Here is an 18963-nt window from a genome sequence, read left to right as displayed (position 1 = left end):
AATAAAATGGCGCCAAAAATATACATAAAATACCTAACTTTTTTGTGACAAGCGGGCAATTCCGTTCGTTTTTTGCTCTTAGGACTTTACAATATTCAGAAAATTCGCTATAATGGGACCATTAAAATTTTGGAGGTGTCTTTATGACAATTTATAATTTCTCAGCAGGACCTGCTACATTACCAAAACCAGTGCTTGAAAAGGCACAAGCTGAATTGCTTAACTACCAAGATTCCGGTATGTCCGTGCTAGAAATGTCCCACCGTTCTCCAGAATTTGACAAAATCGTTAAAGATGCGGAAGCGACACTTCGTGAGTTAATGGCTATTCCTGATAACTATAAGGTTATTTTCTTGCAAGGTGGCGGCTCTATACAATTCTCAATGCTACCACTGAACCTCGCTCAAGGGAAGAAAGCTTACTACCTTGTAGGTGGTTCATGGGGTAAAAAAGCTTATACAGAAGCTGTTAAACTTTCAAAAACCATTCCTTTTGAACCAATTCTTTTGGCGTCATCTGAGGATACTGTTTACGATCATATTCCAAGTTTTGATCCTTCAACAATTGATCCAGAAGCTGCCTATGTTCACTTGACTACTAACAATACCATTGAAGGAACAGCTATCTATGATTTGCCTGATACCAATGGTGTGCCAATTGTAGCTGATATGTCTTCAAATATTTTGGCTGCTCGCTATAACGTTGAAGATTTTGCCCTTATCTATGCTGGTGCTCAGAAAAATATTGGACCTGCTGGTGTGACAGTGGTTATCGTCCGTGAAGACTTCCTTAACGACCAACCACAATTGTCTGCTATGTTGGACTACCGTATTCAAGCTGAAGCAGGATCACTTTACAATACACCACCATGTTTCAGTATTTATATTTCAAAACTCGTCTTTGACTGGGTTAAAAATGAAATTGGTGGCGTAGATAAGATGGCGGAAATTCAACGTGAAAAATCAGGTCTTCTTTATGATTATATCGAGTCATCTGATTTTTACACCAATCCTGTTAAAGATGCCAAGGATCGTTCTGTCTGCAACATTCCATTTGTCACACCAAGTAAAGACTTGGATGCTAAATTTGTAGCAGAAGCAGATGCTCTTGGCTTCAAGAATATCAAGGGTCACCGCTCAGTTGGTGGTATGCGTGCCAGTGTTTATAACGCCTTTCCACGCCAAGGTGTGCTTGATTTGATTGACTTTATGAAGAAATTTGAAGCTGAAAATAAGTAATTAGGTAAAGAGATGGAAATTAGACAAGCCTTTCCAAATGAAATTAAGCCCATCATGACGGTTATTGAGAGTGCCAGAGCTGCTCTAGCAGAAGCTGGCAGTTCCCAATGGCAAGGGGCTGATGGTTACCCTACTGAAGAAAACATCTTTGATGATGTCCTCAAAGGACAAGCCTATGTAGGTATCATTGACGGTCAAATTGTTTCTTATGCTGCGGTGGTTACTGATGGAGACCCTGCTTACGACAAAATCTATGACGGTGATTGGAAGCATCACAATAAGCGATACATTACTTTTCATAGGATTGCCGTTTTGACTGAGGTTACAGGTCAAAGGGTCGCTCAAACCTTTATTCAAGGTCTTATCGAGGGAACTGACGCTCATGATTTTCGTTGCGACACGCATGAAAAGAACCTTGTCATGCAGCATATTTTGGAGAAGCTAGGTTATGTCTATTGTGGCAAGGTTCCTATTGACGGGGAACGATTTGCCTATCAGAAAATCAAAACCAAGAGGGAAAAGGCCTTCTATCAAGAAGTTGATGAGGCAACCCATCATGGTATACATTGATTCAAGAGGAATAAAATTATGGTATTTAGTGTAAAAACGTATAACAATATTAACCAGATTGGTTTGAAGGAACTTGGAAATCATTTTCAAATCGATGGTGATTTAGCGAAAAATCCGGATGCTTACATCATTCGTAGTCAAAATCTCCATGATACAGTTTTCCCTGAAAATTTGAAAGCCATTGCTCGTGCCGGTGCTGGTACTAACAATATCCCAGTTGCTGAAGCCACTCAAAAAGGAATTGTTGTCTTCAATACTCCAGGAGCTAATGCTAATGCAGTTAAAGAAGCTGTTTTGACTTCTATCTTGCTCTCAGCACGTGACTATATTGCGGCCAATGCTTGGGTTAATACGCTTAGTGGTGACGATGTGCCTAAACAAATCGAAGCAGGTAAGAAACAGTTTGCAGGTAGTGAGATTGCTGGTAAAACACTTGGTGTTATCGGACTTGGTGCCATTGGTGCCCGTATTGCCAATGATGCTTACCGTTTGGGAATGAAGGTCTATGGTTATGACCCATATGTTTCTATTGAAGCTGCCTGGAATATCTCTCACCATGTCAGACGTGTTTCTGATCTCAAAGAAATCTTTGAAAACTGTGACTATATCACCGTTCACGTTCCGTTGACACCTGATACGAAAGGTACTTTCAATGCGGACGCCTTTAACCTCATGCAAAAAGGAACAACAATCATCAACTTTGCCCGTGCAGAATTGGTAGAGAATGATGCGCTCTTTGATGCTTTGGAAACAGGTGTCGTAAAACGTTATATCACGGACTTTGGGACAGAAGAACTGCTTAACAAGCCTAATGTGACAGTCTTCCCGCATGTCGGTGGTTCAACAGGTGAAGCAGAACTCAACTGTGCGATTATGGCTGGTCAAACCATCCGTCGCTTCATGGAAACAGGTGAAATTGTCAATTCTGTTAACTTCCCACGTGTACAACAAGCTTTGAGCGCTCCATATCGTATTACCTTGATTAATAAAAACGTGCCTAACATTGTGGCTCGTATCTCAACAGCGGTCTCTGATTTTAATATCAATATTGACAATATCATCAACCGTTCAAAGGGAGAGTATGCTTATACCCTTCTTGACCTTGATGAAACAGACAAGTCTAAGATTGATGAATTGGTCGCTAAGTTTGAGGCTAGTGACAATATCGTACGAGTACGTTTGATTAAAGGTAAATAATTCAAAAATAAGCTGACAGGGACATGTGTTTCCTGTCTTTTTGTTATAATGAACCTATGTTTTATCGTCAGTATTATGTATCTCCCCTTGGTCGCCTGTCCTTGGTGGCTAGTGAGGAAGCCCTCTATGGTATATGGTTGGAAGGACAAAATCATTTTCAAGCTGGTCTTGAAGAGGAAAAGTTAGTAGACACCTCAAATCCTATTTTAGAAGTGACAAAGAAGTGGTTGCAGGCCTATTTTGAAGGTGAAAATCCAAGCCCAAATATCCTTCCATTAGCTGAACGAGGAACAGACTTCCAACAAAAAGTTTGGTCGGCTTTAAGAGCGATTCCGTATGGACAAAGCAGATCATATGGTCAGATTGGTAAGCAGCTTTCTTGTCATTCAGCTCAGGCTGTTGGAACCGCTGTTGGGAAGAATCCCTGGTTGATACTTATTCCTTGTCACCGTGTCCTACCTAACACCGGTCATATAGGAAATTATGCTGCTGGAGAGGCTGCCAAGCGTTTCTTACTCCATTTGGAAGGGCTTAGGTTTGACAAGATGTAGAAACATGCTTATGCTATAGAAAAGGAGAAAAACATGTATACTTTTTATGAATATCCAAAATGCAGCACTTGTCGTAAGGCTAAAGCTGAACTCAATCAATTAGGTATTGAGGTTGAGTCCATCAACATTAAGGAAAATCCACCTTCAGCTCAATTTCTAAAAGAGCTTCTAGAGGGGTCAGATTTAGAGCTCAAGAAATTCTTTAATACGAGTGGACAATCCTACCGTTCTTTAGGATTGAAGGACAAGCTTCCAACCTTATCGGTAGATGAAGCTGTAAAACTCTTAGCTTCAGATGGTATGCTGATTAAACGTCCTATCTTGATTAAGGATGGTAAGGTTTTACAAATTGGCTACCGTACGCCTTACCAAGACTTAAATTTATAAAAAGTAAGCAAAATGTCTTGCCACGGTAAACAGTGATATGGTAAGATAGAAACAGTTGCCGCTATAGTTAAATGGTATAATAGAGCAATGGTAATGCTCCGTTCCGAGTTCAATTCTCGGTGGTGGCATCTGTGATTTACTCCAGCTTAGAGCTGGAGTTTTTTCTTGTTCAAAGGGAGTCCGTGGACGGTAGGGATTTTTCAAAAGAATTTACTGAAAACTCTTGAAATCCAAGAAAAAAGGAGTAGACTATTAGGTGATTAAACCTAGGAGGCAACTCGTGAAATACTACGTTCAATTCATGTTGATTTGCTTATTTGCCGTTATTGGTGAAGCCATTTCAACTTTTTTTAAACTACCCATACCTGGAAGTATTATTGGTCTATTCTTGCTTTTGATTGCTCTGCAGCTCAAGTGGATTCGTTTGCGTCATATTCATGCAGTCGCAGAATTTTTAATAGCCAATATGACCATTCTATTTTTGCCAGCAGGTGTCGGTATTATGGAACGATGGGATGCTATTTCTGATAACATTGTCCCTATTATTTTGATTATTATGGGTGCCTTGGTTCTTAATATTGTAGTGATTGCAGTAGTTGTTGGTTTTATCAAGAAACACTTCGAAGGTGACTACAAGGAGGTTAAACGTGGCTAATTTTTATAACACACCCTTGTTTGGCTTAACCCTTTCTGTGTTGGCCTATACAATCGGGCTTTTGATTTACCGTCGTTTTCCTAATCCATTGACAACACCTCTTCTTGTATCTACTGCCTTGATTATCTTGATTTTGCACTATACAGGAATTTCATATAAGGATTACTATGTAGGCGGTTCATATCTTAATAGCTTGATTATTCCGTCAACGGTTGCCCTAGCTGTTCCTTTTTATAAAAATCTCCACCTCATGCGTCACCATTATAAGAGTATCTTGATTGGTTCGACTTTGGCCTGTGTTCTCAATACAAGTTACACGGCCTTGATTGCTAAACTTTTTGGGATGGATTATTTCCTAGCGATTTCCCTCTTTCCAAAGTCTGTAACAACGGCCATGGCTGTGGGGATTTCTGAAAAAATGCAAGGGATTACGACCGTTACCCTAGTAGTCGTTGTCATTACGGGAATTTTAACCTCTGTCCTAGGTCCTGTTTTTCTAAAAATAATGGGAATCAAGGATCCGGTAGCTATTGGGCTTGCTCTCGGAGGAACTGGACATGCCGTAGGTACTGGAGCTGCCTTTAGATATGGACAAGTAGCAGGTGCCATGGGTGGATTATCTATAGCTGTGACAGGGATTTTATACGTCTTTATTAGCCCTATTGTGGCTAGTTTGATTTTAAGCTAAAAAATTAAGGCTTGGACTGGTTTTCCAAGCCTTTTTAGCTGTGAAAAACAAGCAAAATCTGACCTTTTATGCTATAATTAAGGTTATGAATTATGGAGATTATATCTGGGATTTGGGTGGTACCTTACTGGATAATTATCAGGTGTCAACCCAAGCCTTTCAAGCAACTTTGAAACAATTTAACCGTACGGCGGAATTTCAAGCAGTCTATGATGCTCTTAAGGTGTCAACCAGTACTGCTATTGGAATGTTTGCACCTGATATAGCTGATTTTCGCACCCTATATAAGCAGGAAGAGGCTAAGCATTTGCAAGAACCTGTGCTTTTTGAAGGAGCTAAGGCGATTCTGGCGAAGATTGTAACTGAAGGTGGGCGTAACTTTTTGGTTAGCCACCGTAACCATCTAGTGCTAGACATCCTGGATAAAGCAGAGATTACTCCTTACTTTACAGAGATTGTAACTTCGGAAAATGGTTTTGCGAGAAAGCCTAGTCCTGAGAGTTTCCTTTATTTAATAAAAAAATACGATATTAAACACGGCTTGGTCATTGGTGACCGCCAGATAGATATTGAGGCTGGAAAAGCGGCAGGTATGGACACCTTACTTGTTGATGGCCATAAATCATTATTGGAGATAGTGACATAAATGACTGATGAATTAAAAAATTTCGAAGAAAAAGCACAAGAATATGATGCTAGTCAGATTCAAGTTCTAGAAGGACTTGAAGCGGTGCGTATGCGCCCAGGGATGTATATTGGCTCAACCTCTAAAGAGGGCTTGCATCATTTGGTATGGGAAATAGTTGATAACTCTATTGATGAGGCGCTGGCTGGTTTTGCCACTCATATTCAAGTTTTTATTGAGCCTGACAATTCCATTACGGTTGTCGATGACGGTCGTGGTATCCCAGTAGGCATCCAAGAGAAAACAGGCCGTCCAGCGGTTGAAACAGTCTTTACGGTCCTTCACGCTGGTGGTAAATTTGGCGGTGGCGGCTACAAGGTCTCTGGTGGTTTGCACGGAGTTGGTTCTTCGGTCGTCAATGCCCTCTCAACCCAACTGGATGTTAAGGTCTATAAAAATGGCCATATTCACTTCCAAGAGTATAAACGTGGTGTTGTGGTAGACGATTTAGCGATTATTGGTGATACAGAGAAACACGGAACAACCGTTCACTTTACTCCGGATCCAGAAATTTTCCAAGAAACAACGGAGTTTGATTTTGGAAAATTAGCTAAACGTATCCAAGAATTGGCCTTCTTGAACAAGGGGCTGCGCATTTCGATCACCGATAAACGTGAGGGTCTTGAGCAAGAGAAACATTATCACTATGAGGGTGGTATCACCTCTTATGTCAAATACATCAATGAAAACAAAGATGTTATCTTTGACGAACCTATTTACACGGATGGTGAAATGGATGGTATTTCAGTCGAAGTTGCTATGCAGTATACGACTGGCTACCATGAAACTGTCATGAGTTTTGCCAACAACATCCACACCCATGAAGGTGGTACTCACGAGCAAGGCTTCCGTACGGCCTTAACACGTGTCATTAATGATTATGCACGTCAAAATAAGATTCTTAAGGATAAAGATGATAATTTGACTGGGGACGATGTTCGTGAAGGTCTTACAGCCATTATCTCTGTTAAGCATCCCAACCCACAATTTGAAGGTCAAACCAAGACCAAGCTAGGGAACTCTGAAGTGGTTAAGATTACTAACCGTCTTTTCAGCGAGGCCCTTAGTCGTTTCCTTTTGGAAAATCCAGCTATCGCTAAAAAGATTGTTGAAAAAGGAATTTTGGCTTCTAAAGCTCGTATTGCAGCCAAGCGTGCGCGTGAAGTGACCCGTAAGAAGTCAGGTCTTGAAATCTCTAACCTTCCAGGTAAGTTGGCGGATTGTTCGTCAAACAATGCCGAAATGAATGAGCTCTTCATTGTCGAAGGAGATTCAGCTGGCGGTTCTGCTAAGTCAGGTCGTAACCGTGAATTCCAAGCCATCCTACCTATTCGTGGTAAGATTTTGAATGTTGAAAAGGCTAGTATGGATAAGATTCTGGCTAATGAAGAAATTCGTTCCCTGTTCACAGCTATGGGTACTGGATTTGGTGCAGAGTTTGATGTCAGCAAGGCTCGTTACCACAAATTGGTTATCATGACCGATGCCGATGTTGATGGAGCTCACATTCGTACTTTGCTCTTGACCTTGATTTATCGCTTTATGCGTCCAATCTTGGAAGCGGGTTATGTTTACATTGCTCAACCTCCAATTTATGGGGTTAAGGTTGGCTCTGAAATCAAAGAGTACATCCAACCAGGTGTAAATCAGGAAGAAAAATTACGTGCTGCTCTTGAAAATTACAGTGTGGGACGTTCAAAACCTACAGTACAACGTTACAAAGGTTTAGGTGAAATGGATGATCACCAACTTTGGGAAACAACCATGGATCCTGCAAATCGTTTGATGGCACGAGTTTCTGTGGATGATGCTGCAGAAGCAGATAAGATTTTTGATATGTTGATGGGGGACAAGGTTGAACCTCGCCGCGAATTTATCGAAGAAAATGCCGTTTACAGTACTCTAGATATCTAATATTCTTTTAGAAAAGGGTGCAATGCTAGGATAACTATGATATAATCGTAATGTTATTCTACATTTATGAACATAATAGACGATTAAGGAGAAACTATGTCTAGCGGAATTGTTTTACTGATTGTAGTGGTAGTTATACTTGTAATTGTCGCTTACTTAGTCGGTATTCTTATTAGAAAACGAAATGATTCGCGGATTGCAAATCTTGAAGAACGCAAGCAAGGCTTGTTTGACTTGCCGATAAATGAAGAAATTGAAGAAGTCAAAAAGCTTCACTTGATTGGGCAAAGTCAGACAACCTTCCGTGAATGGAATCAGAAATGGGTAGATATCTCGACAAATTCATTTGCAGATATTGAAAATCATATTTTCGAAGCTGAAAATATGAACGATACCTTCCATTTTTTCAAGGCTAGTGGTGAAATTAATAATATCGAGAGTCAGTTAGATCTTGTGGAAGAAGACATTAAGTCTATCCGTGAGGCTCTCTCAACCTTGAAAAAACAAGAAGAAAAGAACAGTGCTCGTGTGAAGCATGCTCTTGACTTGTATGAAGAGTTGCAAAACTCTATTGAAGAAAATTCTGATAACTTTGGCTCTACCATGAGCGAAATCAATAAACAGCTTAAAAATATTGAAGCTGAGTTTTCAGAATTCGTGACTCTCAACTCATCGGGTGACCCTGTTGAAGCATCAAGTATTTTGGATCGTGCAGAAGAGCACACGATTGCTTTGGGTCAAATTTCAGAGAAGATTCCAGCCATTGTCGCTAAGTTGGAAGACGACTTCCCAGATCAGTTGGATGATTTGGAATCTGGCTATCGTAAGCTGATTGAGCAAAATTATCACTTCCCTGAAAAAAATATCGAACGTCGTTTCCAAGAGATTCGTGAAGCTATCCGTTCAAATTCAAGTGAGTTGGTTTCTCTTGACTTGGATCGTGCGGAAGAAGAAAATGTTGAGATTCAAGATAAGATTAACAACTTGTATAGCATTTTTGAACGTGAAATTGCATCTTACAAAGTTGTTATGCGTCACAAGAAAGTCTTGCCAGACTATCTCAAGCATGCTAAGAATAATAATAAGCAACTTCAAGAAGAACTTGAACGTCTCATGTTAACCTACATCTTCGATGAAACTTATGCTGCGGATGTTCGTAGCTTTGCTTCTGATATTTCAGGTGTGGAAACAGCTGTTCTCCCAACTCTTGAAAACTTTGATACTCAGGTTAAACCTTTCTCAGAGCTCGAGAAAACATTTGAAAAGAGTCTCAACACCCTGTCTGCTGTTGAAAATGGACAGGTAGAGGTCTTTGGAAACCTTCAGGCTATTGAGAAAAATGAAGCTAAGGCACGTGAAGCACTTGATGTGTATGTTAATAAATTGCATGTTATCAAGCGTTTCATGGAAAAACGTAACCTTCCAGGAATTCCTCAGTCCTTCTTGAGTGTTTTCTTCTCAACAAGCGCTCAGATTGAGGCTCTCATGGATGAGCTTAGCCGTGGACGTATTAATATTGATGCGGTAATGCGCTTGACTGAAACCTCTAAAAATGCCATCGATCATTTGGAAGAGACAGCTTACTTGGTTGTTCAAAATGCAACCTTGACAGAACAGCTTTTGCAGTACTCAAACCGTTACCGTTCTTTCGAACCTGCTGTTCAAAGTAGCTTTGAACACGCCCTAAAATTGTTCGAAGTTGACCACGATTATGATGCATCTTTAGAAGAAATTTCTTACGCCTTGGAAACAGTAGAACCTGGTGTAACAGAGCGTTTTGTATCATCTTATGAGAAAACACGAGAACTTATTCGTATGTAAGTAAAAGATTCTGGACCTTGGTCCAGGATTTTTTGTAAGAAGCATTTATTATTTTACAGTTAAACGCCAACCTAGTTAAAAATAAAATAGGTATTTAAAAAAGAGAGGTAATTATGTCACAAGTTAAAGGGTTATTGGTCATGGACGTAGACTCAACTCTTGTCCAAGAAGAAGTCATTGATTTACTGGGAGAAGAGGCAGGTGTCGGCCAACAAGTCGCTGAAATCACAGAGCGTGCCATGCGTGGCGAATTGGATTTTAGACAGGCTCTCAATGAGCGTGTAGCAACCTTAAAAGGATTACCAGAAAGTATCTTTGACAAGGTCTATGCTCGCATTCATTTTAATAAGGGAGCTAAGGAACTAGTGGATGAACTTCATGCACGTGGCTACAAGGTAGGTTTGGTTTCTGGAGGCTTCCACGAGACGGTTGACAGACTAGCCTCGGAGGCAGGCATTGACTATGTTATGGCTAACCATCTAGAGGTGGTAGATGGTGTTTTGACGGGTAAGGTTTATGGTGAAATCGTCACCAAAGATGTCAAGGTAGCCAAACTCAAGGATTGGGCAGCAGAAAATGGCCTCGACCTCTCGCAAACTATTGCTATGGGTGACGGTGCCAATGATTTGCCGATGATTAAGACAGCTGGCATCGGTATCGCTTTTTGTGCCAAGCCAATCGTCCGTGAACAAGCTCCATACCAAATCACAGAACCAGATTTGTATAAGGTCATTGAGATCATGGATGAGGTTGGAAAATAGTAGAGATAAAAAAAGTCCTTTGGATGATTTCAAGGGACTCTTTGTGCATAAAAAAAAGCACCGAATCGGTGCCACTTTTTCAAGTTGAATACGGACTAAGCCTTATTTTAACTCGCTGTCTTGTTTCGAATGGTTTCAAACCACTATTATTATATAGTTTTGTAACTAATATGTCAATTACTACAGGGTAAAGTATAAAATATTTTATTCTTGATTACAAGATTTTAACGTCATACTATTTAATCAGTAATTCTATCAGATATTGAAATGTTATTTAATAAGTGTATAATATTTTCTATAAATTTAGATTTTTCAAATAAGGAGAAATGTATGACTAAGCCATACTCAATTGGACTTGATATTGGAACGAATAGTGTTGGATGGGCCGTTATAACTGATAGTTACAAGGTTCCGTCTAAAAAAATGAAAGTCTTAGGAAATACCAGTAAAAAATATGTTAAAAAGAACCTGTTGGGGGCGTTGCTCTTTGAATCCGGAATCACAGCAGAAGGAAGAAGATTAAAGCGTACTGCAAGACGCCGTTATACTAGACGTCGAAATCGTATTCTTTATTTACAGGAAATTTTTAGCACAGAGATGGCTAAGATAGATGAATCTTTCTTTCAAAGACTAGATGACTCATTTTTAGTTCCTGATGAAAAGCGTGACAGTAAGTATCCGATTTTTGGGAACCTAGTAAAAGAAAAAACCTACCATGATGAATTTCCAACTATCTATCATTTAAGGAAATATTTAGCAGATAGTTCTAAAAAAGCAGATTTACGTCTAGTTTATCTTGCATTGGCTCATATGATTAAGTATAGAGGTCACTTCTTAATTGAAGGAGATTTTAATTCTAGAAATAATGATATTAAGAAGAATTTTCAAGATTTTTTGGACAGTTATAATGCTATTTTTGAATCGGATTTATCACTTGAGAATAGTAAACAGCTTGAGGAAATTGTTAAAGATAAAATTAGCAAATCAGCTAAGAAAGATCGTTTATTAAAACTATTTCCTGGGGAAAAGAATTCAGGGATTTTTCCAGAGTTTCTGAAGTTGATTGTAGGAAATCAAGCTGACTTTAGGAAATATTTTAATTTAGACGAAAAAACTTCCTTACATTTTTCTAAAGAAAGCTATGACGAAGATTTAGAGACGTTGTTAGGTCACATTGGAGATGATTACAGTGATGTCTTTCTCAAAGCCAAAAAACTTTATGACGCAATTCTTTTATCAGGTATTCTGACTGTAACTGATAACGAGACAGAAGCACCTCTTTCTTCTGCCATGATAATGCGATATAAGGAACACGAAGGAGATTTGGCTTTACTAAAGGCATATATAAGAAATATTTCGCTAGAAACCTATAACGAAGTATTTAAAGACGACACTAAGAATGGTTATGCTGGTTATATTGATGGAAAAACAAATCAGGAAGATTTCTACGTTTATCTAAAAAAACTATTGACGGGTCTTGAAGGTGCGGACTATTTTCTTGAAAAAATTAATCGAGAAGACTTTTTAAGAAAGCAACGTACATTTGATAACGGTTCGATACCATATCAGATTCATCTTCAAGAAATGAGAGCTATTATTGATAAGCAAGCTAAATTTTATCCTTTCTTGGCTAAAAATAAAGAAAAAATTGAGAAGATTTTAACCTTCCGAATTCCTTATTATGTAGGTCCACTTGCGAGAGGGAATAGTGACTTCGCTTGGTCAATAAGAAAACGAAATGAAAAAATTACACCTTGGAATTTTGAGGACGTTATTGACAAAGAATCTTCGGCAGAAGCTTTCATTAATCGAATGACTAGTTTTGATTTGTATTTGCCAGAAGAGAAGGTACTTCCAAAGCATAGTCTCTTATACGAAACTTTTACTGTATATAATGAATTAACAAAAGTTAGATTTATTGCCGAAAGTATGAGAGATTATCAATTTTTAGATAGTAAGCAGAAGAAAGATATTGTCCGACTTTATTTTAAAAATAAAAGGAAAGTTACTGATAAGGATATTATTGAATATTTACATGCAATTGATGGATATGATGGAATTGAATTAAAAGGCATAGAGAAACAGTTTAATTCTAGTTTATCTACTTATCACGATCTTTTAAATATTATTAAAGATAAAGAGTTTTTGGATGATAGTTCAAATGAAACGATTATCGAAGAAATTATCCATACTTTGACAATTTTTGAAGATAGAGAGATGATAAAACAACGTCTTTCAAAATTTGAGAATATATTCGATAAATCCGTTTTGAAAAAGTTATCTCGTAGACATTACACTGGCTGGGGTAAGTTATCTGCTAAGCTTATTAATGGTATTCGTGATGAAAAATCTGGTAATACTATTCTTGATTACTTAATTGATGATGGTGTTTCTAACCGTAATTTCATGCAACTTATTCACGATGATGCTCTTTCTTTTAAAAAGAAGATAAAGAAAGCACAAATTATTGGTGACAAAGATAATATTAAACAAGTTGTTAAGTCTTTGCCAGGAAGTCCTGCGATTAAAAAAGGTATTTTACAAAGTATAAAAATTGTAGATGAATTGGTTAAAGTAATGGGAAGGGAACCTGAGTCAATTGTTGTTGAGATGGCTCGTGAAAATCAATATACCAATCAAGGTAAGTCTAATTCCCAACAACGCTTGAAACGTTTAGAAGAATCTCTCAAAGGCTTAGGTAGTAAGATACTTAAGGAAAATGTTCCTACAAGACTTTCTAAAATAGACAATAACGCACTTCAAAATGATCGACTTTATTTGTATTATCTTCAAAACGGAAAAGATATGTATACCGGAGAAGAATTAGATATTGATAGATTAAGTAATTATGATATTGATCATATTATTCCTCAAGCTTTTTTGAAAGATGATTCTATTGACAATAAAGTACTTGTTTCATCTGCTAGCAACCGTGGTAAATCAGATGATGTTCCAAGTTTAGAGGTTGTTAAAAAAAGAAAGACACTTTGGTATCAATTATTGAAATCAAAATTAATTTCTCAACGAAAATTTGATAATCTGACAAAAGCTGAGCGAGGAGGTTTGTCACAAGAGGAGAAAGCTGGGTTTATTCAACGCCAGTTGGTTGAAACACGTCAAATAACAAAACATGTAGCTCGTTTACTTGATGAGAAATTTAATAATAAAAAAGATGAAAATAATAGAGCGGTACGAACAGTAAAAATTATTACCTTGAAATCTAGCTTAGTTTCTCAATTTCGTAAGGATTTTGAACTTTATAAAGTTCGTGAAATCAATGATTTTCATCATGCTCATGATGCCTATTTGAATGCCGTTGTAGCAAGTTCTTTACTTAAGAAATACCCTAAACTAGAGCCAGAATTTGTGTACGGTGACTATCCAAAATACAATAGTTTTAGAGAAAGAAAGTCAGCTACAGAAAAGGTATATTTCTATTCAAATATCATGAATATCTTTAAAAAATCTATTACTTTAGCTGATGGTACAGTTATTGACAGACCACTTATTGAGGTAAATGAGGAGACAGGTGAATATGTTTGGAATAAAGAATCTGATTTAGCGACTGTAAGGAGAGTACTTTCTTATCCGCAAGTAAATGTTGTGAAAAAAGTTGAAGTACAGTCAGGAGGTTTTTCTAAAGAGTTGGTACAGCCGCATGGTAATTCTGACAAGTTGATTCCTAGAAAGACCAAGAAAATGTTTTGGGATACAAAAAAATATGGTGGATTTGATAGTCCTATTGTTGCTTATTCTGTATTGGTTATGGCCGAAAGAGAGAAAGGAAAGTCTAAAAAGTTAAAGCCAGTTAAGGAGTTAATTGGTATAACTATTATGGAAAAAGAGTCTTTTGAAAAGAACACAGTGGATTTTCTTGAAAGAAGAGGACTCCGAAATATCCAAGTTGAAAACATCATACAGTTACCTAAGTTCAGTCTATTTGAATTAGAGAATGGAAGACGTAGATTATTAGCAAGTGCTAAAGAGTTACAAAAGGGAAATGAGTTTATTCTGCCTGACAAATTGGTCAAACTACTTTATCATGCTAAAAATATCTATAATACTCTAGAACCAGAACATCTAGAATATGTAGAAACTCATCGGACAGATTTTGGAAAAATCCTTGATACTGTATCAGTTTTTTCTGAAAAATATATTTTGGCAGAAGCAAATTTAGAAAAGATGAAAGAAATCTATCGTAAAAATGTGGATACTGAAATTGATGAGTTGGTTACTTCCTTTATCAATTTGTTGACTTTTACTTCGATTGGAGCGCCAGCCACTTTTAAATTCTTTGGACGTAGTATTGAGAGAAGACGATATTCATCTATCGCTGAGATTCTAAATGCCACACTTATTCACCAATCTGTTACAGGCCTCTATGAAACACGAATAGACCTTGGCAAACTAGGAGAGGATTAATGGCGGGTTGGAGAACAGTAGTCGTAAACACACATTCTAAACTGTCATATAAGAATAATCACCTTATTTTTAGAAACTCATATAAAACTGAGATGATTCATCTTTCTGAGATTGATATACTTTTATTAGAAACTACTGACATTGTACTGACTACTATGTTAGTGAAGAGATTAGTTGATGAAAATGTTCTTGTTATTTTCTGTGATGATAAACGATTACCGACTGCTTTCCTTACGTCGTATTATGCACGTCATGATTCTAGTCTACAAATAGCTAGACAAATTGCGTGGAAAGAAGATATTAAATGTAAAGTATGGACTGCTATTATTGCACAAAAGATATTGAATCAGTCCTACTATTTGGGGGAATGTTCCTTCTTTGAGAAATCTCAGTCAATTATGGAGTTATATCATGGATTAGAACAGTTTGATCCTAGTAATCGTGAGGGTCATTCTGCCAGAATTTATTTTAACACGCTTTTCGGTAATGATTTTACTAGGGAAAGTGATAACGATATCAATGCAGCATTGGATTATGGATATACCTTATTATTGAGTATGTTTGCACGTGAGGTTGTCATCTGTGGTTGTATGACACAAATTGGTTTAAAGCATGCTAATCAGTTTAATCAATTTAACCTTGCTAGTGATATTATGGAGCCATTTAGACCAATTATAGATAGAATTGTTTATCAAAATCGTCATAATAATTTCGTCAAAATCAAAAAAGAACTCTTTTCGATTTTTTCAGAAACCTATCCCTATAATGGAAAAGAGATGTATTTATCAAACATTGTTAGTGATTATACAAAAAAAGTTATAAAAGCGTTAAATCAGTTAGATGAGGAAATTCCTGAATTTAGAATATGAGTTATAGATATATGCGAATGATATTAATGTTTGATATGCCAACAGATACTGCTGAAGATAGGAAAGCGTATCGTAGGTTTAGAAAGTTTCTTTTAAGTGAAGGTTTCATCATGCACCAGTTTTCGGTATATAGTAAACTTTTATTAAATAATACCGCCAATACAGCAATGGTTGGACGACTTAAAGCTAATAATCCTAAAAAAGGAAATATAACAATACTAACAGTTACTGAAAAGCAATTTGCCCGTATGATTTATTTGTACGGAGATAAAAACACTAGTATTGCCAATTCAGACGAAAGGTTAGTGTTCTTAGGAGAAAATTATTTTGATGAAGATTAATTTTTCGCTTTTGGATGAGCCTATGGAGGTTAACCAGGGGACAGTTCTCGTAATTGAGGATGTGAGTGTGTTTGCTCAATTAGTCAAGGAATTCTATCAGTATGATGAACAATCGAATTTAACAATATTTGATAGTAAAATAAGGAGTATAAGGTCCTCTGAATTACTTTTAATAACAGATATTTTAGGTTACGATATTAATACTTCTCAGGTATTAAAGTTGCTTCACACAGATATTGTAAACCAGTTGAATGATAAACCTGAAGTTAGATCAGAAATAGATTCTTTGGTATCATTAATTACTGATATTATAATGGCAGAGTGTTTAGAAAATGAACTAGATATAGAGTATGATGAGATTACACTTTTAGAACTAGTTAAAGTATTAGGTATCAGAATCGAAACTAAGTCTTGTACGGTTTTTGAAAAAATATTTGAGATCTTACAGATTTTCAAATATTTAGTTAAAAAGAAAATTTTAGTATTCGTCAATAGCTTGTCGTATTTTTCTAAAGATGAAATTTATCAAATCTTGGAATATATAAAGTTATTACAAGCTGATGTATTATTTTTGGAACCTAGACAGATTAAAGGGATTCAACAATTTATTTTAGACAAGGATTATATTTTGATGCCCTATAATAACTAGTAATTTGGTAATAAGTATAGATAGTCTTGAGTTATTTCAAGACTATCTTTTAGTATTTAGTAGTTTCTGTATGAAGTTGAATGGAATAATTATTTTGTTAGAGAGTAGATTATAAGGCTTTGATAGAGGAGGAGTTAAGTTGCTTTACATATGATTATTAAGAAATAATCCAATATGGTTACAGTCACATCTTGTCTAAAACGTTGATATATAAGGTTTTTTAAGGTATAATAAATATAAAAATGGAATCATTTTGAAACTGAAGTCATGCTGAGATGAATAGCGCGATTACGAAATCTGGTAGAGAAAAACGATATACGAGGTTTTAGAGCTGTGTTGTTTCGAATGGTTCCAAAACCACCTTTCTTGAGGTAGTAGATGGTGCCGTGTTTTAGAGCTGTGTTGTTTCGAATGGTTCCAAAACCTATGAGGAAGATTTAAAAATCATTCCAGAGTTTTAGAGCTGTGTTGTTTCGAATGGTTCCAAAACGTCGATGATGTTATCAATGTCGTGAGAGCTGTTTTAGAGCTGTGTTGTTTCGAATGGTTCCAAAACCATGAAATAAGCAGAATAGAGAACAAAGAAGTTTTAGAGCTGTGTTGTTTCGAATGGTTCCAAAACCAGCAGTCATGATCTTCATTGTATTCGTAAGTTTTAGAGCTGTGTTGTTTCGAATGGTTCCAAAACGAATGATATCCCGATAAGCCTATCATCTGTGTTTTAGAGCTGTGTTGTTTCGAATGGTTCCAAAACAACCAGAAGCACCAAAACAACAAGAGGTTAGTTTTAGAGCTGTGTTGTTTCGAATGGTTCCAAAACTTCAAACTTACAAACACTGTTAAGCACAGCGTTTTAGAGCTGTGTTGTTTCGAATGGTTCCAAAACCGTTCGTGGTGAGGATAAGGAAATCTTTTTGTTTTAGAGCTGTGTTGTTTCGAATGGTTCCAAAACCTACTTATATCTAGGTGAAGCGGTTGGGCTGTTTTAGAGCTGTGTTGTTTCGAATGGTTCCAAAACTGGTTGTTTAGAGAAGATTTCTTTTTCTTCGTTTTAGAGCTGTGTTGTTTCGAATGGTTCCAAAACAGACGAAGAGACTGAAGTCGAGCAACCTTTGTTTTAGAGCTGTGTTGTTTCGAATGGTTCCAAAACCAAAATTCCGTAAAGGTCTAGTAAGCCATAGTTTTAGAGCTGTGTTGTTTCGAATGGTTCCAAAACTAGCTTGTCCTTCTAAGTTAGAAATGTTAGGTTTTAGAGCTGTGTTGTTTCGAATGGTTCCAAAACTTTGAGCGCCAGTGGTGCCCCAACAGCTGAGTTTTAGAGCTGTGTTGTTTCGAATGGTTCCAAAACTAATATGAGCGTACAACAATCTATTATTACGTTTTAGAGCTGTGTTGTTTCGAATGGTTCCAAAACATATTTCGTATTAGATAATGCCAGGGACTTGTTTTAGAGCTGTGTTGTTTCGAATGGTTCCAAAACCCAGTTGACTTATGGTAACTCTGTTCAAAAGTTTTAGAGCTGTATTGTTTCGAATGGTTTCAAAATCTATAGGTTTATTCTATTCCTTCAGATCTTGACTGATGAAAAAACTCTCGGAAATTATTTTCCGAGAGTTTTAGTTTAGTTCCCAATTGAAACGGTTCCGTCTGATCCGACTTTGACAGTTGTTCCGTCTTGGCTATTGACCTCAACTGAACCATCCTGGCTCACTGTTCCATTATTGCCATTGTTGTCATTGGCTTCGACAGTGTTATTTCCGTTTGTTTTTGCTGAGTTACCGTTTCCGTCACTCACTTCAGTTGAACCGTCTTTGTTGACTTTTACTGAAGCACTTGAGCTGCTTGAAGAAGATTTTTTGGTCACCTTACTGGATGATGTTGATGAAGATGACGAGTCAGTTTTGTCTTTAGAGTTGCCACATGCTGCTAAGGTCAACAAGGCAAGAACTGAGACAGAGGCTAAAGTTAGTTTAGAAAATGTTTTCATAATAGTCTCACTTTTTTCTTAATACATCCATTGTAAAGGAAAAATTGGAAATTCGAAAGCGCTCTCAGACGATTTTATCTAACTGTAATCCCTCAGTAATAGTGGTGTTGTGCTAGGCTAATCTATTGGAAAATAAGAGGTTAGCTCCTTAACGCTTTCCATCATAATGACAGACAGTTCAAGTCGTTAAGCTCGGTAGGTCAGCTTCTCTTTGTTATAATAAGAGTA

At 37.1% G+C, this 18963-nt stretch carries 16 protein-coding genes, 1 tRNA gene and 1 CRISPR repeat array; of the genes, 16 read left to right on the top strand and 1 reads right to left on the bottom strand.

The window, feature by feature from the left end; translation table 11 throughout:
- Positions 1-143 precede the first annotated feature (143 nt).
- The 16 genes from serC to csn2 all read left to right on the top strand — a co-directional run bounded on the left by serC (position 144) and on the right by csn2 (position 16748).
- The gene (gene serC / locus PCY14_RS00555) at positions 144-1238 is read left to right on the top strand and encodes a 3-phosphoserine/phosphohydroxythreonine transaminase (protein WP_301363036.1); all 1095 of its coding nucleotides are present in this window, start codon (positions 144-146) and stop codon (positions 1236-1238) included.
- A 12-nt stretch (positions 1239-1250) separates the two neighbouring features.
- Positions 1251-1808: an acetyltransferase gene (locus PCY14_RS00550; RefSeq protein WP_021146277.1), complete on the top strand. Its 558-nt coding sequence runs from the start codon at positions 1251-1253 to the stop codon at positions 1806-1808.
- 18 nt (positions 1809-1826) lie between these two features.
- Entirely contained in the window at positions 1827-3005 is a 1179-nt protein-coding gene (locus PCY14_RS00545) for a 3-phosphoglycerate dehydrogenase family protein (protein WP_021146276.1), read from the top strand.
- Between the two features lie 56 nt (positions 3006-3061).
- Positions 3062-3556 (top strand): methylated-DNA--[protein]-cysteine S-methyltransferase, encoded by a 495-nt coding sequence (locus tag PCY14_RS00540; RefSeq protein ID WP_021146275.1) that lies wholly within the window; start codon positions 3062-3064, stop codon positions 3554-3556.
- A gap of 33 nt (positions 3557-3589) precedes the next feature.
- On the top strand, positions 3590-3943 hold the full coding sequence (locus tag PCY14_RS00535) for an arsenate reductase family protein (protein ID WP_008535237.1): 354 nt from the start codon (positions 3590-3592) through the stop codon (positions 3941-3943).
- Positions 3944-4000: 57 nt separating this feature from the next.
- Positions 4001-4071, top strand: a tRNA-Thr gene (locus PCY14_RS00530).
- Positions 4072-4223: 152 nt separating this feature from the next.
- The gene (locus PCY14_RS00525) at positions 4224-4598 is read left to right on the top strand and encodes a CidA/LrgA family protein (RefSeq protein WP_021146274.1); all 375 of its coding nucleotides are present in this window, start codon (positions 4224-4226) and stop codon (positions 4596-4598) included.
- Complete coding sequence (locus PCY14_RS00520; RefSeq protein WP_021146273.1) at positions 4591-5286, top strand: LrgB family protein; 696 nt, start codon at positions 4591-4593, stop codon at positions 5284-5286. The genes PCY14_RS00525 and PCY14_RS00520 overlap by 8 nt, the downstream gene beginning before the upstream one ends.
- Before the next feature lie 85 nt (positions 5287-5371).
- On the top strand, positions 5372-5932 hold the full coding sequence (locus tag PCY14_RS00515; RefSeq protein ID WP_285955464.1) for an HAD-IA family hydrolase: 561 nt from the start codon (positions 5372-5374) through the stop codon (positions 5930-5932).
- Complete coding sequence (gene gyrB, locus PCY14_RS00510; protein ID WP_002887798.1) at positions 5933-7885, top strand: DNA topoisomerase (ATP-hydrolyzing) subunit B; 1953 nt, start codon at positions 5933-5935, stop codon at positions 7883-7885.
- Between the two features lie 96 nt (positions 7886-7981).
- The gene (ezrA, locus tag PCY14_RS00505) at positions 7982-9706 is read left to right on the top strand and encodes a septation ring formation regulator EzrA (protein ID WP_021152397.1); all 1725 of its coding nucleotides are present in this window, start codon (positions 7982-7984) and stop codon (positions 9704-9706) included.
- Positions 9707-9819: 113 nt separating this feature from the next.
- Complete coding sequence (serB, locus tag PCY14_RS00500) at positions 9820-10467, top strand: phosphoserine phosphatase SerB (RefSeq protein WP_042767105.1); 648 nt, start codon at positions 9820-9822, stop codon at positions 10465-10467.
- Positions 10468-10797: 330 nt separating this feature from the next.
- Positions 10798-14889: a type II CRISPR RNA-guided endonuclease Cas9 gene (gene cas9 / locus PCY14_RS00495; protein WP_301363033.1), complete on the top strand. Its 4092-nt coding sequence runs from the start codon at positions 10798-10800 to the stop codon at positions 14887-14889.
- Positions 14889-15758: a type II CRISPR-associated endonuclease Cas1 gene (cas1, locus tag PCY14_RS00490; protein ID WP_021146266.1), complete on the top strand. Its 870-nt coding sequence runs from the start codon at positions 14889-14891 to the stop codon at positions 15756-15758. The genes cas9 and cas1 overlap by 1 nt, the downstream gene beginning before the upstream one ends.
- Positions 15755-16099, top strand: coding sequence for a CRISPR-associated endonuclease Cas2 (cas2, locus tag PCY14_RS00485; RefSeq protein ID WP_042767104.1), 345 nt, complete (start codon positions 15755-15757; stop codon positions 16097-16099). The genes cas1 and cas2 overlap by 4 nt, the downstream gene beginning before the upstream one ends.
- A complete protein-coding gene (gene csn2, locus PCY14_RS00480; RefSeq protein WP_164376341.1) occupies positions 16089-16748 on the top strand; it encodes a type II-A CRISPR-associated protein Csn2 in 660 nt (219 codons plus the stop codon). The genes cas2 and csn2 overlap by 11 nt, the downstream gene beginning before the upstream one ends.
- 322 nt (positions 16749-17070) lie before the next feature.
- A CRISPR array of direct repeats spans positions 17071-18294; the repeat unit is 36 nt; unit sequence GTTTTAGAGCTGTGTTGTTTCGAATGGTTCCAAAAC.
- A gap of 75 nt (positions 18295-18369) precedes the next feature.
- Here csn2 and PCY14_RS00475 read toward each other — a convergent pair.
- Entirely contained in the window at positions 18370-18735 is a 366-nt protein-coding gene (locus tag PCY14_RS00475) for a hypothetical protein (protein WP_042767103.1), read from the bottom strand.
- Positions 18736-18963: the final 228 nt, after the last annotated feature.

The organism is Streptococcus sp. SV2, from assembly GCF_030440175.1.
In the GTDB taxonomy this organism is placed as follows: domain Bacteria; phylum Bacillota; class Bacilli; order Lactobacillales; family Streptococcaceae; genus Streptococcus; species Streptococcus raffinosi.
This window is presented reverse-complemented; position numbering and strand designations above follow the sequence as displayed.